Origin of the sequence: Niallia sp. MER 6, from assembly GCF_023714395.1 — a bacterium.
Lineage (GTDB): Bacteria > Bacillota > Bacilli > Bacillales > Cytobacillaceae > Niallia.
Genome location: NZ_JAMAUK010000003.1, coordinates 54,303 through 69,799, shown reverse-complemented (window position 1 = coordinate 69,799; position 15,497 = coordinate 54,303). Strand labels below are relative to the sequence as shown.

At 40.0% G+C, this 15,497-nt stretch carries 11 protein-coding genes; 1 reads left to right on the top strand and 10 read right to left on the bottom strand.

Translation table 11 applies throughout. The features are described from left to right. Window positions 1-14 precede the first annotated feature (14 nt). From polA to M3600_RS04950, 9 genes are all read right to left on the bottom strand, one after another. Complete coding sequence (polA, locus tag M3600_RS04990; protein WP_233317458.1) at window positions 15-2,639, bottom strand: DNA polymerase I; 2,625 nt, start codon at window positions 2,637-2,639, stop codon at window positions 15-17. 442 nt (window positions 2,640-3,081) lie between these two features. Next, complete coding sequence (gene pnpS / locus M3600_RS04985; protein ID WP_233317456.1) at window positions 3,082-4,839, bottom strand: two-component system histidine kinase PnpS; 1,758 nt, start codon at window positions 4,837-4,839, stop codon at window positions 3,082-3,084. 1 nt (window position 4,840) lies between these two features. After that, entirely contained in the window at window positions 4,841-5,551 is a 711-nt protein-coding gene (locus M3600_RS04980; protein ID WP_233317454.1) for a response regulator transcription factor, read from the bottom strand. Between the two features lie 193 nt (window positions 5,552-5,744). Further along, window positions 5,745-6,680 carry a malate dehydrogenase gene (gene mdh / locus M3600_RS04975; protein ID WP_233317452.1) on the bottom strand — a complete coding sequence of 312 codons (936 nt, stop codon included), beginning with the start codon at window positions 6,678-6,680 and terminating at the stop codon, window positions 5,745-5,747. A gap of 153 nt (window positions 6,681-6,833) precedes the next feature. After that, complete coding sequence (gene icd, locus M3600_RS04970; protein WP_233317450.1) at window positions 6,834-8,102, bottom strand: NADP-dependent isocitrate dehydrogenase; 1,269 nt, start codon at window positions 8,100-8,102, stop codon at window positions 6,834-6,836. Window positions 8,103-8,304: 202 nt separating this feature from the next. Beyond that, a complete protein-coding gene (gene citZ, locus M3600_RS04965; protein ID WP_233317447.1) occupies window positions 8,305-9,420 on the bottom strand; it encodes a citrate synthase in 1,116 nt (371 codons plus the stop codon). Between the two features lie 678 nt (window positions 9,421-10,098). Beyond that, window positions 10,099-11,679, bottom strand: coding sequence for a gamma-glutamyltransferase (ggt, locus tag M3600_RS04960; RefSeq protein ID WP_237941793.1), 1,581 nt, complete (start codon window positions 11,677-11,679; stop codon window positions 10,099-10,101). Continuing rightward, window positions 11,676-12,917 carry an MFS transporter gene (locus M3600_RS04955; RefSeq protein WP_233317443.1) on the bottom strand — a complete coding sequence of 414 codons (1,242 nt, stop codon included), beginning with the start codon at window positions 12,915-12,917 and terminating at the stop codon, window positions 11,676-11,678. The genes ggt and M3600_RS04955 overlap by 4 nt, the downstream gene beginning before the upstream one ends. A gap of 285 nt (window positions 12,918-13,202) precedes the next feature. Further along, window positions 13,203-13,664 carry a DUF441 domain-containing protein gene (locus M3600_RS04950; protein WP_233317441.1) on the bottom strand — a complete coding sequence of 154 codons (462 nt, stop codon included), beginning with the start codon at window positions 13,662-13,664 and terminating at the stop codon, window positions 13,203-13,205. A gap of 193 nt (window positions 13,665-13,857) precedes the next feature. On the opposite strand from M3600_RS04950, the gene ytvI reads away from it, so the two are divergent. Next, window positions 13,858-14,979, top strand: a complete 1,122-nt coding sequence (gene ytvI / locus M3600_RS04945) for a sporulation integral membrane protein YtvI (protein WP_251644860.1) — start codon at window positions 13,858-13,860, stop codon at window positions 14,977-14,979. A 52-nt stretch (window positions 14,980-15,031) separates the two neighbouring features. Here ytvI and M3600_RS04940 read toward each other — a convergent pair whose 3' ends face one another. Then, on the bottom strand, window positions 15,032-15,421 hold the full coding sequence (locus M3600_RS04940) for an FxsA family protein (protein WP_233317437.1): 390 nt from the start codon (window positions 15,419-15,421) through the stop codon (window positions 15,032-15,034). Window positions 15,422-15,497 lie beyond the last annotated feature (76 nt).

The window sequence follows — 15,497 nt, the reverse complement described above, 5'->3', positions numbered from 1 at the left end:
TTACCTCTTTTCTATTACTTAGCATCAAACCATGTGTCACCATACGAATAGTCCACCTTCAGCGGAACACTAAGTTCCACTGCGTTTTCCATCACGTCTGGCACAATTTCTTTCAGCTTTTCGATTTCATTCTTTGGTGCTTCAAAGATCAATTCATCATGCACCTGCAGCAGCAGTTTTGCTTGCAAGCCTTCTGATTCCAAACGCTTCGCCATTTCAATCATCGCTTTTTTGATAATATCTGCCGCACTGCCCTGTATTGGCGTATTCATCGCAGTTCTTTCTGCAAAGCTGCGCAAATTGAAGTTTCGGCTTGTAATATCAGGCAAGTATCTTCTTCTATGAAGCAATGTGGACACATAGCCTTGCTGCTTTGCGTCTGCCACAATCTCCTCCATATAGTTCTTAACGCCAGGATAGCTCTCCAAATATCTTTCAATAAACTTCCCAGCTTCCTTTCTCGTGATACTCAAGCTCTGTGATAAGCCGTAATCACTGATACCATAAACAATGCCAAAGTTAACTGCTTTAGCGTGTCTTCTCATATTAGAGGTTACTTCATCTGCTTCCACATGGAAAACAGACATTGCTGTTTCTGTATGGATATCATGATCCTCCCTAAAGGCCTCAATCAGCTTCTCATCATTGGCAATATGAGCAAGCACCCGAAGCTCAATTTGGCTATAGTCAGCAGCAAATATAATCCAATCCTTCTCAGAAGGAACGAATGCTTGCCTAATTTTTCTGCCTTCCTCAAGTCTGATTGGAATGTTTTGCAGATTTGGATCAATGGAGCTCAATCGGCCTGTTTGTGTCAACACCTGATTAAAGCGAGTGTGAATTTTGCCGTTGTGAACCACTTTTTGCAATCCTTCAATATATGTGGACTGAAGCTTTCCAAGCTGTCTGTATTCAAGAATTTCCTTAATCACATCATGGGAGCTCGCCAGCTGTTCTAAGACATCTGCTGAAGTGGAATAACCTGTCTTTGTCTTTTTAACGACAGGAAGACCAAGCTTTTCAAACAGGATAACCCCCAGCTGCTTAGGAGAATTGATGTTGAACGTTTCGCCAGCCAATTCATAAATACGCTCTTCAATACTTTTAAGCCTGTCATTGATTTCTGCACCCATCTTTTGAAGTCTTTCTACATCAACCTCTACTCCTGTTGATTCCATATCTGCTAGTACAAGACTAAGTGGCATTTCCAGCTCATAGAATAGTTCCTCTTGACCATTCTTCTTAAGCTCTTCTTCCATTTTGTCCTGAATGGCAGAAAGGGCAAATGTTTTGCGGACAAGATGGTCTGAAAGCATGTCTTCCTCTGGCACCTTTCGTTTAGCTCCTTTACCATAAAACGCTTCATCCGATTGAATATTCGTGAAGCCGTACTTTTTAGAAACAGACGCAACATCCTCGATGGATGCAGATGGATCTGCAAGATACGCCGCAATTAAACAGTCGAATGTGATGCCTTTCAAATGAATGCCCTTATGTCGGAGAGCTACCTCTGATCTTTTCGCGTCATACACTGTCTTCTGCTTTGACTCATCCTCTGCCCATTCCTTAAAGGCTGCTGATTCTAGGGCTGATTCAATCGGCAAATAAAATGCCCCTTTTTCATTCACTAACGAGATTCCGATAATTGGCGCATAATGATAGTTATCTTCTAACACTTCCACATACAGGACGTTCTCGTCGGCAAAAATATCTGCCGTAATCTCCTTCACATGTTCAAATTCAATTTGTTCCAGCTCTGCAGCTTCTTCCACAGGTGCATCTCCAAGCTTGTCCAAAAGAGAATTAAAGCCGAGCTCCTTGAAAAATGGGCGGAGCTTCTCTTCGTTCATGCCCGGAAATTCCAGTTCCCCTAATCCTACAGTTAACGGAGCCTCTCTTGTAATCGTGGCCAGCTCCTTGCTCATTAACGCTTGATCTTTGAATTCCTCGAGTTTTTCTTTCAGCTTTTTACCACTGACTTGATCGATGGACTGCAGAAGATTTTCAAGTGTTTCAAATTCCTTCAACAGCTTAATCGCCGTCTTTTCTCCGACTCCTGGCACCCCAGGAATATTATCAGAACTATCACCCATTAATCCCTTCATGTCAATAATCCGGTCTGGAGTCAAGCCGTATTTTTCTTGAATATGATCAGGCGTATATGATTCAATATCTGTAATCCCTTTTCTCGTAATGTAAACAGTCGTTTTATCTGAGCTCAGTTGAGTCAAGTCTTTGTCACCTGATATAACAACAACCTCATATCCATCCTGTTCGCCTTGCAAGGAAAGTGTACCGATAATATCATCTGCTTCATAATTCTCCAACTCATAGTGGCGGATGCCATATGACTGTAAGAGCTCCCTTATATATGGAAACTGCTCCGATAATTCAGGCGGAGTCTTTTGACGACCTCCCTTATATTCACTGAAGGTTTTATGCCGGAATGTTGTTTTGCCAGCATCAAAAGCAACGAGCATATGTGTCGGCTTTTCATCCTCCAATATTTTCATCAGCATCATTGTAAAACCGTAAACTGCATTTGTATGTACACCTTTGTCGTTGTTCAGCAGAGGCAAGGCAAAAAACGCCCTGTATGCAATGCTGTTCCCGTCAATCAGAATCAGTTTTTTCTTCAAATTCAGTTCCTCCATTCCTTATGTTCCTCTATATCAGCCGCCTTTGCTTTAACAGCAAAATAAGTAATATTATTATGGTCTAATCTCTTTTATTTTACCATGAGTAGATAAAGATTGTAAGGAATAGCCCTTGTTCATAGCCTGCTCATGCTAATCCCTTTTATAAGACAGAAAAGCATTTACTACCGTTAAAAAATAGAAAAAGTGCAGAAAACAATTCTGCACTAAAAAGATTATGTATAGATGCACCTAATTAATTGATTTTCAACGATAGGATCTCTTTTAAGTAGATTAACTCTTGTAAATGTAAGAAGCCGAAAGCGGGGTGGCTTTCGGGCTTCAGCTCTTAACCTAATGGATAAGGGGGGTCTTCACTAGTATTTTAGCAAACCCTTGTAAATACTTTGCAAACCATATGTAAAAGTAATGTAAACTTGTACAATTAATATGGGAACTTTTTATGCAGCAATATGGTGAAAGTTGTTCCTTCGCCAACTTCACTATCCACCTTTATTAATCCTTTATGGAGTTCAACAAGATGCTTTACAATTGCCAATCCAAGGCCAGTTCCGCCAGAGTTCCTGCTTCTTGCTTTATCGACTCTGTAAAAGCGTTCAAAAATCCTTGGAATTTCACTTCTTTCAATACCTATTCCCGTATCTGCTACAAAAACTAATACATCCCTTTCCTTGTTTTCGACAGAAACGGAAACCTTGCCGCCGCTTGGTGTATAAGAAATCGCATTAGATATCAGATTCATAAACACTTGAATAAGACGGGCCCTGTCACCTTCAATCCAAACTTCCTCACTAGGACGTTGAAAATCAAGAATTAAATTCTTGGCATCCGCTTTATTCGCAAGAAGTTTGCTGACCTCTTCCAAAATATCCAGGATATTAATTGGCTCCTTAACTAATGAGAAGTTATGCTGCTCCAGCTTTGTTAAGTCAAGTAAGTCCTGAATAAGCGATTGCAGCCTGTCACTCTCTTTTAATATGATTTGCAAAAACTCTACTAATGCCTCTCTATTATCCATCGCCCCGTCCAATAGAGTTTCCGAAAATCCTTTAATGGAGGTGATTGGTGTCTTCAGTTCATGAGATACATTTGCGACAAAATCTTTTCTGATTTGTTCGAGTTTTTTCAACTCTGTAATGTCATGGAAGACGAGCAATATGCCCATCCACATATCATTTGTCCCGATTATAGGCACACCATAAACTTGGAAGCTTTTTTTCTCAAAATTAATAGTAAGCTGTAATTGCTTAACAACCTTATGCTCCGTCATAAAAATTTCTTCAACTAAATCAGATATTTCTCTATGTTCTATAACGTGATAGTAAAGCTTGTATAAATAATCAGATGAATTAACAGTAAATAAATCCTTGTAAGCTCTGTTTACTAGATTTATATACCCTCTGCTGTCAATCAGCAACAGCCCGCTCCCAATATTTTCAATAAGAGTTCCAAGCCGGTCCTGCTGAATCTCCTGAGCCTTAACCATCTCTTGCAGGTTTTTTGCCAGCTTATTTAAAGAGGAGCTGAGCATACCTGTCTCATCCATATTATCCTCATATGTACGTGCATGATAATTGCCTTTTGCCAAATCAACCGCTACCTTTGCAGCAGATTCGATTGGTCTCATATAGCGGAACACAAGTGTTAAACCAATAACAAAGATTAAAACAAAAGCAATGAGCAATGCAGCAAGGACATATGTATTCATCTGCTGATAGGCATCCTTCTGTGATGACAAATCAAGACCTAAAAAAAGATAGCCTTGCTTGTCCCCATTAAACTTCAGCTCTTGCCAATAATAATGGAAACTCGTATCTCCGCCAGTAAAGTCATCTTGCGGCTGGCTCGATGCTTTGCTGACGACTGAACTCAGTGATTGTAAAAATTCATCATGCGCCTTTTCTCCCTCATCAATGAGGATATTTCCTTTTGTGTCTGTTACTGTTATTTGGATATCCAAAAGCCTGCTGTATTCTGCCATCTCACTTGCATCTATATCCTCAATAGAATCAGCATTGGCCATTTGAGCTACAAGCAAACTGCTTTCCCTTTCCAGCCTCGTATCAGACGAATTTATGTAAGAAGATTTATTTAACTGGTAAATAAACAAACCCAGCACCAAAAAGACAATGGCGACGACCAGAAGTAAACTGGCCAGCAGCCTGGATTTAAATGTTTTCATTTTATTTTGGTTCCTCTAGTTTATATCCTAATCCACGAATCGTTTTAATGTAGATTGGCTTCTTCGTGTTATGCTCCATTTTTTCACGCAAATGGCTTATATGAACATCAACGATTCTTGTGTCTCCAACAAAATCGTAGTTCCAAACCGCACTTAACAGCTGATCTCTAGTTAGAACACGTCCTTTGTTTCTCGCCAAATACAGAAGCAGTTCAAATTCCTTTGGAGTAAGCTCTAAAAGTTCTTCCTTGAAATATGCTTCATAGTGGTTTGGCATGACTTTAAGCTCCCCAATTTTAAGCGTATCTCTTTCTTCCTTTTCCTGCTCTGATGATTCTGATATTAGCTGAGAGCGTCTTAATACTGCTTTAATACGGGCAATAACTTCCCTTGGGCTGAATGGTTTTGTCATATAATCATCTGCACCAAGCTCCAAGCCAAGAACCTTATCGAACTCATCATCCTTTGCAGTCAGCATAAGAATGGGTGTAAATATTCTTTGCTGCCTCAAGTTTTTGCAGACATCCATCCCGTCCATCTTCGGAAGCATCAAATCAAGGAGGATGACATCAGGATTTGACGTAACCGCAAGATTCAGCCCTTCCTCACCATCCATTGCTGTTATAACATCATAGCCCGCCTGTTGCAGGTTATATTTTAGTAGTGTTACGATAGACTGCTCATCATCAACCACAAGAACTTTCTTCTTCATAAATGCCTCCAAGTTTAAAAAATTCCCCTAAGTCCCCCAAAATTTACATGTCTATTATAGTATAAATCAGCAGCAGACGAACAACAAGCTAAGCTTGCTCTATCCATCCTACTTCCTGCATATTTTTGGTCCGTATTGGATAGTAGGTAAAAAAGACCCATCTAGTACTAGATGGGTCTTTTTATAATACATTTTATGTAAGCACATTAAGAACATTTTTCACGGAAATTACTGACTTGTCCAATGCTGCTTTCTCTTCTTTTGTCAGTTCAAGTTCAATTACCTGCTCGATACCGTTTCCGCCAAGTATGGTCGGAACTCCCAAGTATATATTAGAATAGCCGTATTCTCCATCAAGATAAGCAACTGCAGGCAAGACTCTTCTTTGGTTTTTGATTATCGCTTCGCACATTTCGGCAAGTGATGCTGCCGGAGCGTAATAAGCGCTTCCATTTCCGAGCAGATTAACGATTTCAGCACCGCCGTTTCTTGTTCGGTCAATAATCTCATCCAAGCGATGCTTTGGTATCAATGTTTCCAGCGGAATACCACCAGCATAGGAATAACGGATTAAAGGAACCATATCATCTCCGTGGCCGCCAAGAACAAAGCCAGTAATATCCTTAACAGATAAATTCAATTCCATTGCTACAAAGCTTCTGAATCTTGCTGAATCCAGGACACCAGATTGTCCAATGACTCTATTTTTCGCAAAGCCTGACTCCTTGTACACCGTGTATGTCATTGCATCTACCGGGTTGGAAAGGACAATGATAATGCAATCCGGCGAGTACTTGACCACTTCATTTGTGACCGACTTCATAATACTTTGATTTGTTTGCACTAAATCATCTCTGCTCATCCCAGGCTTCCTTGCGATACCCGCCGTGATAACAACTATATCCGAACCTTCTGTATCCTTATAATCTGATGTTCCTTTAATATTTGCATCAAAGCCTTGTACTGGACTCGCCTCAAACATATCAAGCGCTTTTCCCTTTGTTGGATTTTCCATCTTCGGAATATCAAGCAGCACAATATCGCCAAGCTCCTTTTGAGCCAGCAGAAATGCAGTCGTAGCACCAGTAAATCCGCCGCCAATAATGGAAATCTTTTTGCGCAAACTCATGCTAATTCCTCCTTTAAATCTTTTTTATGCAATAAAAGAGGGAAGAGGCCCCTCAACACTCTTCCCTCGAATAGACTAAGCCTTAACAGTCAAGGGCTTGATTTTAGCAGGTATTCTTTTGGAATACTTGGCAAATTCAAACGATGAGCTATTTTAGTCCATATTTTTAATTAATTCATCACCGAATTCAGAACATTTCACTTCAGTCGCTCCGTCCATTAAACGAGCGAAATCGTAAGTTACCACTTTAGAAGCGATAGTCTTTTCAACTGATGAAACAACTAACTGAGCTGCCTCATTCCAGCCTAAATGTTCAAGCAACAGTACACCTGAAAGTAGAACAGATGAAGGATTCACTTTATCTAATCCAGCATATTTTGGCGCAGTTCCATGTGTCGCTTCAAAGATAGCATGACCTGTTTCGTAGTTGATATTCGCTCCTGGAGCAATTCCAATTCCGCCTACTTGTGCTGCAAGCGCGTCAGAAATGTAGTCTCCATTCAAGTTCATTGTAGCAACTACATCGAACTCAGTTGGACGAGTCAGGATTTGCTGCAAGAAGATATCAGCAATGGAATCTTTTACGATGATCTTTCCAGCTGCTTCAGCTTCTGCCTGAGCTTTATTTGCTGCATCTGAGCCTTGCTCTTCTTTAATGCGGTCATATTGCGCCCAAGTGAACACTTTATCTCCGAATTCTTTCTCAGCTAGTTCATAGCCCCAGTTCTTAAAGGCACCTTCTGTAAATTTCATGATATTGCCTTTGTGTACAAGTGTTACAGACTTTCTGCCTTCTTTGATGGCATAGTTAATTGCAGCACGCACTAAACGGCTTGTGCCTTCTTCAGAAACTGGCTTGATTCCTAAACCGGAAGTTTCCGGGAATCTGATTTTGTTAACACCCATTTCATCTTGAAGGAATTTTAGTAGTTTAGCAGCACCTTCAGACCCTTTTTCATACTCGATTCCTGCATAGATATCTTCTGTATTTTCACGGAAGATAACCATGTCTGTATCTTGCGGTCTTTTAACAGGAGAAGGCACGCCTTCAAACCATCTAACAGGTCGCAAGCATACATAAAGGTCAAGCTCTTGACGAAGTGCTACGTTCAACGAACGAATTCCACCGCCGACAGGAGTTGTTAATGGACCTTTTATAGCAATCAAGTATTCTTGTATTTGTTCCAATGTTTCAGAAGGCAGCCATTCACCTGTTTCATTAAATGCCTTCTCTCCAGCCAACACTTCTTTCCAAACAATCTTACGATCACCGCTATATGCTTTTTCTACGGCAGCATCCAGCACTCTTGAAGCTGCAGCCCAGATGTCAGGACCGATTCCGTCACCTTCGATAAATGGTACGATTGGATTTGCTGGTACATTTAATACACCATCAACTACTGAAATTTTTTCACCTTTCATATGTATCCCTCCGTTAAAAAAGTATTTCCTGCAAAAGAAGCGTTACTCCTTTTGCAAGAATGGCTAAAGTAAGTTGCGCATATTGGCTTCGTCTAAGAAGGGCGCTCGGCACGTATGCCGCTTATTCGCACATTCCCCGCTTTAGGAGACTCCTGACTTTGCTTGTTCTATGCTGCAATAAGTATATCATAGACGCGTAAATTTAGCGTTCATGAACTGGAATGTAAACAGCTCTTTCAGGTCCTGTATAATCAGCTCTTGGCCTGATCAAGCGGTTATTTTCGTATTGCTCTAAAATATGGGCAAGCCATCCGGAAACCCTGCTCACAGCAAAAATCGGCGTGAACAAATCATGATCTATTTCCAGGCTGTGATAGACAGACGCAGAAAAGAAATCTACATTCGGAACAAGGCCTTTCTTTTCCTTCAGCAGTTCTTCAATCCTTAAGCTCATTTCAAACAGCTCTGATTGACCCGTCAATTCTGTCAGCTTCCTTGCCATTTCCTTCAAGTGCTTAGCACGCGGATCACCTTTACGGTAAACGCGGTGACCGAAGCCCATGATTTTTTCCTTCTTATCCATTTTGTCAAAAATATAAGCATCAACATTATCAACACTGCCGATTTCTGTCAGCATCTTCATGACTGCTTCGTTAGCACCGCCGTGGAGCGGTCCCTTCAATGCACCAATTGCAGATGTGATACCTGAATATACATCAGACAATGTTGCCACACAAACCCGTGCTGTAAACGTAGAAGCATTCAGCTCATGGTCTGCATGCAGCACTAATGCTTTATTAAATGCCTCTACCGCAATGCTCTCAGGCTCTTCTCCTGTCAGCATATATAAAAAATTTGCTGCAAAGTTCAAATCTTTTCTCGGTGCAATCGGATCAAGCCCTTTTCTTAATCTTGAGAAGGCTGTAACGATAGTAGGGATTTTGGCTTGTAATCTCAATGCTTTTTGATAGTTTGTGCTTTCATCCATAAAGTCAGCATCCTTATCGTAAACACCCAGAAGGGATACTGCTGAACGGAGTACAGCCATTGGGTGCACATTTGCAAGCGGCAACAGCCTAAGCTGTTCAAGCAGCGGCGCAGGCAGCTCTGCATTATCAGCTAACTCTTGCTTTAAATCATCCAATTCTGCTTCTGTCGGCAATCTTCTGTTCCACAGTAAAAAAACTACTTCTTCAAAACTGGAGTTTTCTGCCAAAACATCAATGTCATAACCAACATACGATAATGAATCATCAATGATAGAGCTGATAGAAGAAGTGGTTGCAATTATTCCTTCTAGACCTCTTGTTACTGCCATAAACTATCTCTCCTTTTCTCCTTACTTCTCTCCAATACATCGCAAAATATAAGTCCCCATATTATTCATGAATGTAGTTACGTATATAATTACAGATTTCTTTAATGAATCTTGCCTCTACATTGAATTTTTAGATTATTCAGACTAAAATTTGATTAAGACTTGTTTGGAGCCATTTAATAAAAAATTAGGTAGCAGCTGAAAAACAGCCTCTAAAAAAAGTTCACTATTTTGTTAGATTAACTGATTATGTACCTAAAAATCAATAAAAATTGTTTTGCGGATTGATAAAACCAGATTTTGAGGGGCCTTTTTCTAACATTTCCACCATAGTATCATTTCTCTTTTCTGTTAAAATAAGACATTGTAAATGCTTACATTTTTCGTCAAAAAAATAAGGAATACCATCTTTATAATACGGGTGTTCCGTAACTACATTTTTATTATACCTAAAAATTCTCCAAATGTCTCATATTTTACACCTATAAACTATCAATATAGTAAAAAATATTACATACTTACCATGCCTTTAGTAAAATATATTCTTTTCACACCGCTAATATTCCGGATTTTTTAGCACGGCATTGGAGACAAGTTGTGACATATAAATTATTTTTCTGCTAAAACAGTAAGTAAAAAAAAGGAAGCACAGCTGCTTTCATCTGTGCCCCCTCACCACTATCTTCCGACAGCTGCTCCATCACTTCTCGGGTCAACACCGCCATAGAAAAACCCTTGCTCATCAATGAGAATTGCGTTCGCATGACCCATAATCCCAGCATAGTCATCAACTCTATTCACTGAATGGCCTAGCTTTTGCAGCTTTTCCAAAACGTCATTTGCCACCCGACCTTCGATTTTCAATTCTTGGGTTTTTTCTCCCCAAGTTCTGCCCCATACAAATCTTGGACCGCTGATTGCAGCTTGTGGGTCCATCCCGTAGTCAAGCATTCTAGTGATCATCACCGTTTGTGTTTGCGGCTGTCCTTCACCGCCTTGTGTGCCGTATAGTACATATGGCTTATCTTCTTTAAAAGCCATCGCCGGCATCAACGTATGAAAAGTCCTTTTATTTGGTTCTAATGCATTAATATGGTCTGCATCAAGGGAAAAGAAGGAGCCTCTGTTTTGCATCGTAATTCCTGTATCTCCGGCAATAATTCCTGATCCAAACTCGAAATATAAGCTTTGAATAAAGGAAACTGCATTGCCGTCTTCGTCCACAACTGCAGCATGCGCAGTATCACTGCCGACAGGCTGTGTCGGCAAATCACATGTATGGTCAAATGATATGGAGGCAGCCAATTCCTTTGCATATTCTTTGCTTAATAATTTTTCTAACGGTATATTATGCCACACAGGATCTGTTAAGTGATTGTTCCGATCCTGGAAGCTTTTTTTCACAGCCTCCACTAATAGATGGTAATATTCGTATGATTCATGTGGGATTGCTGATAAATCGAAATTTTCCAAAATATTAAGTATCATCAGACCAACAAATCCTTGCGAGTTAGGTGGTACTTGGAATATGGTATAGTCCCGATATGTGGACGAAAGAGGTTCAGTCCATTCACCTTGATGTGCAGCAAAATCCTGTTCTGTCAGCAAACCGCCCTTTTTTTGGATACTGGAAATAATTCTCTTTGCTAAATCTCCTTTATAAAAATCATCTCTTCCTTTATCCGCCAAGCTTTGAAGTGTACACCCAAGATTTTTCTGCACAAACTTGCTGAATGTATTGGGCACTTTTCCCTCAGGCAAAAATACTTTTGCCATGTCTTTATCTGACTGTAACAGTTCGATACTCTTTACCGTATTTTCATATTGGTCATTGGAAACTGGGAATCCATTTTCTGCATATTCAATAGCAGGTGCAAGCACTTCCTTGAGTGACATCCTTCCATATTCCCTTAGGACTGCATCCCAGCTGTCTACCATCCCTGGCACTGTAATAACACTTTCTATTCCGCGAAAAGGAATCGCCTCTTTGCCTTTATATTTGTCTCTCGTCACTTTTGAACCGGAACGGCCACTGCCGTTGTAGGAGCGGACCTTCTTTTTTTCTGCATGATAAGCAAGCCAAAAGGAATCACCGCCAAGACCTGTCATATGAGGATAAACAACTGCAAGGCAAGCACTCACTGCAACAGCAGCATCAAATGCGTTCCCTCCTTGTTGTAATATCCTTTCACCAGCCTGTGAAGCTAAATAATGGGGGCTGACCACCATCGATTTTGTGCCGACAATTACTTTCTTCAAATCAGCTTCTCCTCCCTTTTCAAAGTGGCGATTGATTCAATCGAATTAACATCCGCTTGTTTTTTATCTGTCGTGAACAAAAATAATACTGCACCGATAATTAGCAGCCCCCCTGATAAATAGAAGCCAAATTCAAGACTTCCTGTCTTATCTGCAAAATAGCCTGTTATATATGGTGCAAAAATAGAGGAAAGCATACCGCTGAAGTTGAAAAACCCATAAACTCTTGAATACATGGACTGTGGCGTAATATCTGCCATATAAGAAATCAATACTGGGTCTAGCGCTAATTTCCCAAGCAAACCGTACAGGCATAAACCAACGATTAAGAAGGAGTAATTTTCTGTGTAAGGAATGACAAACTGACAGATTGCCCCTGCCAGGGAAAGCCCGATAATAAGCGGTTTTCTGCTTTTAATTCGATCAGATAAATAACCGAAAAGAATTGCTCCAGGAATGGAGGCCCACGGTACTAAGGAGGAAATAATGCCTGTTTGCGAAGCCTCTATATCTCTTGCTGTCTGCAAATAGTAAGGAAGCCATGTCAGCATTCCAAAAAAGCCATATAAGGAACAGAAAATCAACACATAAACGAATATATGGTTTTTTGTAAAAATGCTTTTTAATTCTACTTTTTCTGCTCCTTGAACAGCCTGTTTTTTCTCTTTATGTGAGTTATCGCGGACAAAAATACCAATTAAGATACCGACGATTATCGTTGGGATGGCAAAGACATAAAAGGGAAACTGCCACCCTTTATTTAAAGTATAGGTAAAGTAGCTTGATGACATAAATCCAAGTGAGATACCAAAGGCCATGCCGCTGTTTATAATCGCAGAAACGAGGCCGCGGTACTTCTTCGGAGTAATGGTGGAGGAGATGCCGTATTGCGAGCCATAATAGGTGCCCTCACCTAATCCAGTAAGTGCGCGCATCAGTAGAAATATCCCAAATGTTGTAGATGCACCACTCAAATATGTTCCGATACCAAAAACGATAAAGCCGATCACTAACACTTTGACACGGCCGAACTTATCTGCCAAAAACCCTGTAGGAATTTGCATGAAGGCATATGCAGCAAAAAAGACGGTCGCCATTAATCCTAACTGCGTTTGATTTAAACTCCATTCCTCGCCGATACTGCCCATGACAGGTGATAAGATATTTCTGTCAGCATACATAAATACCCAGCCTAAAAAGAATAAAAAGATAGTGAGTACAGGACGTGTTTTTTTCATGTAATTGTCTCCTTTTACTAAAATGTTGACACAATCGTACCATGATAAAAACAAAAGGAAATGAATTCTGTCAGATAATCTGACAGTGTTTTTTCGTTTTGAAAATAATTATCTTTAAATAATTTCATTATGTATATTTTAAAAACTTAAAATTTACTATTCGAAAGTTGGTAGCATTTACATGAAAGGATTTCTTACAATATGTAGAGGAGATACAAAAGTGAGAGGAGATGAAACAAAAGAACAATAAAGGGAACCTCAGAACGTGTTCCCTCGCCTATTTCGCTATTTAAACCACTCCATAGCCCTCATCGCCATGTATGCAATCCCTGCTCCTATTAACGGACCAACAGCAACCCCTTTAAACAAGGAAACAGCTAAAATGGTTCCTAATACAAGTGCAGTAGTGATTTGGGGATCTGATGACAGCAAGTTAACCCCGCCTTTGGCAAGCAGTGCGACTGCAATTCCAGATAAGAGGGCAATCCATGCAAAAGGAGATTTAAAAGCGGCAGAAAGATCTCGGAAACCGATTTCACCAGTTGCGATGGGTGCCAGTACAGCTATTGTAATAATGGTAACCCCCCAATTAATCCCCTTTGACTGGATGAAAGAGAAGGATTTTGCATCAAGGCCGATCACCTTTAAAATCAATAATGCTCCGACTGCGAACAGCAGAGATGTGTTTTTGGCAATAAGGGCGATAATGACAAGCAAATATAAAAATAGGTATGATTGACTAAACATATTATGTACTCCTTTCTAAAGCTAAATTACCATTTATTGACCCATCCTTTTCCTTTCCTCTATAATCAATGATATAAGCATAGATGAGCCTTTAACAGATTATACTTTATGGCTGCATTGTTTAAGTTTACATATGAAATGATAACATTTCGGAAAGACTGCTATGTATTTTCCAAAGAATGGAGGACGTCTATTGAACCTGACTTTGATTCACCGTTCACTTCGTCTGCTGTTTGTAATTGCAGTGACGGTACTAGTATTTGTTGGTTTTTTTTATTTATCAAAAATAACCTATCCCTTTATTATCGGTTTTTTGATTGCGTTCCTGATGAATCCACTTGTAAACTTCCTGCAATTTAAGTGTAGATTACCTAGGTCCTTTGCCGTAGTTTTAAGTATTATTATCATTTTATCTGTGTTTGCAGGCCTTATTACACTGTTAATCGCAGAAATTGTCACAGGTGCTGCCTATCTTGCTAATGTCGTACCACAGCATATTAATACACTGATTGAATACATAGAGAACTTTTTTACCGCCCAAATTATCCCGCTTTACAATCAGCTTGCAAGCACATTTAAAAGCTTAGGTACTAACCAGCAGGATACCATTATTTCCAATATCAAAAATGTTGGAGAGCAAATCGGGACAAGTGTGGGAGCGTTTATCCAATCGTTTTTCCAAAACATCCCGATTATCTTGTCTTGGTTTCCCAATGCTGCTACTGTGATTATTTTCTCTTTATTGGCCACCTTCTTTATCAGCAAAGACTGGAATCGCCTCATACGAAAACTTTCAAAATTGCTTCCTCCGCGTTTGAGCAGAAGCGGAAAATCCGTGTTTGTCGATTTAAAGAGAGCATTGCTTGGTTTTTTGAAGGCTCAGCTTACATTAGTATCTATCACAACAGTCATCATTTTAATCGGCTTAATCATTCTTAGAGTCGATTACGCAATCACTATTGCCTTAGTAACTGGGATTGTTGATATTATTCCTTATTTAGGCACTGGGCTAGTCTTTGTTCCATGGATTATATACGAAATGATTGCCGGACAAATGCCTTTAGCTGTCGGACTGACAGTATTGTATATAGTAGTTCTTGTGCAAAGACAAATCATGGAACCAAAAATCCTTTCTTCTAGCATCGGTGTTGATCCTCTTGCAACATTAATTGCCTTATTTGTCGGCTTTAAGCTGATCGGTTTTTTAGGATTAATCATCGGTCCAGTCACACTTGTCATTATTAGCACATTGAATAAAGCTGGAGTTTTCGCTGATTTATGGAGCTTCATAAAAGGAGACGAAAAAAAGATATAACAAGCAAACAAGCGGCCTGGAATAAATCCTGGCCGCTTGTTTTTTCCTACATTCATTGTTGAATGATAATCCTGTTCTTTTGCAGCAGTTTTTTCTGCATGTAGTTAAGCAGCAGCTTCTTGCAAAGCTTCCTCGTCGGTGGAAGCAACAGTAAAGCACCTGCAATATCAGACAGAAAGCCTGGCAGCAGCATAAGTATTCCTCCGAGAAGTACACAAAAACCGTTCAATATGGCATCGCCTGGAAGTCTTCCTGAATTTAATTGCTCTTGAACATTTTTTATGGCTTTTACGCCTTCCTTTTTAAGAATAAAAGCTCCCAGCGCACTGGTTACCACCACTAACAGCAAAGTCTCCGGTATGCCGATAAACCGTCCTGACAGCAGAAATGCAGCCAGTTCGACAAGCGGAAGAAACAATAATGCGATAAAAAGATTGCGCAAAATGATGCTCCTCCTTCAAAACCACTTTTCTCTATTATAGCTTTTTCTACTTGATTAGAAAAATATTTAGTGAATG

Bases quoted from the DNA above. Each gene is read 5' to 3' on its own strand.
- M3600_RS04950 (WP_233317441.1), bottom strand. From the start codon at position 13,664: ATGTTTAGTCAATCATACCTATTTTTATATTTGCTTGTCATTATCGCC.
- mdh (WP_233317452.1), bottom strand. From the start codon at position 6,680: ATGAGTTTGCGCAAAAAGATTTCCATTATTGGCGGCGGATTTACTGGT.
- icd (WP_233317450.1), bottom strand. From the start codon at position 8,102: ATGAAAGGTGAAAAAATTTCAGTAGTTGATGGTGTATTAAATGTACCA.
- M3600_RS04980 (WP_233317454.1), bottom strand. From the start codon at position 5,551: ATGAAGAAGAAAGTTCTTGTGGTTGATGATGAGCAGTCTATCGTAACA.
- citZ (WP_233317447.1), bottom strand. From the start codon at position 9,420: ATGGCAGTAACAAGAGGTCTAGAAGGAATAATTGCAACCACTTCTTCT.
- pnpS (WP_233317456.1), bottom strand. From the start codon at position 4,839: ATGAAAACATTTAAATCCAGGCTGCTGGCCAGTTTACTTCTGGTCGTC.
- M3600_RS04955 (WP_233317443.1), bottom strand. From the start codon at position 12,917: ATGAAAAAAACACGTCCTGTACTCACTATCTTTTTATTCTTTTTAGGC.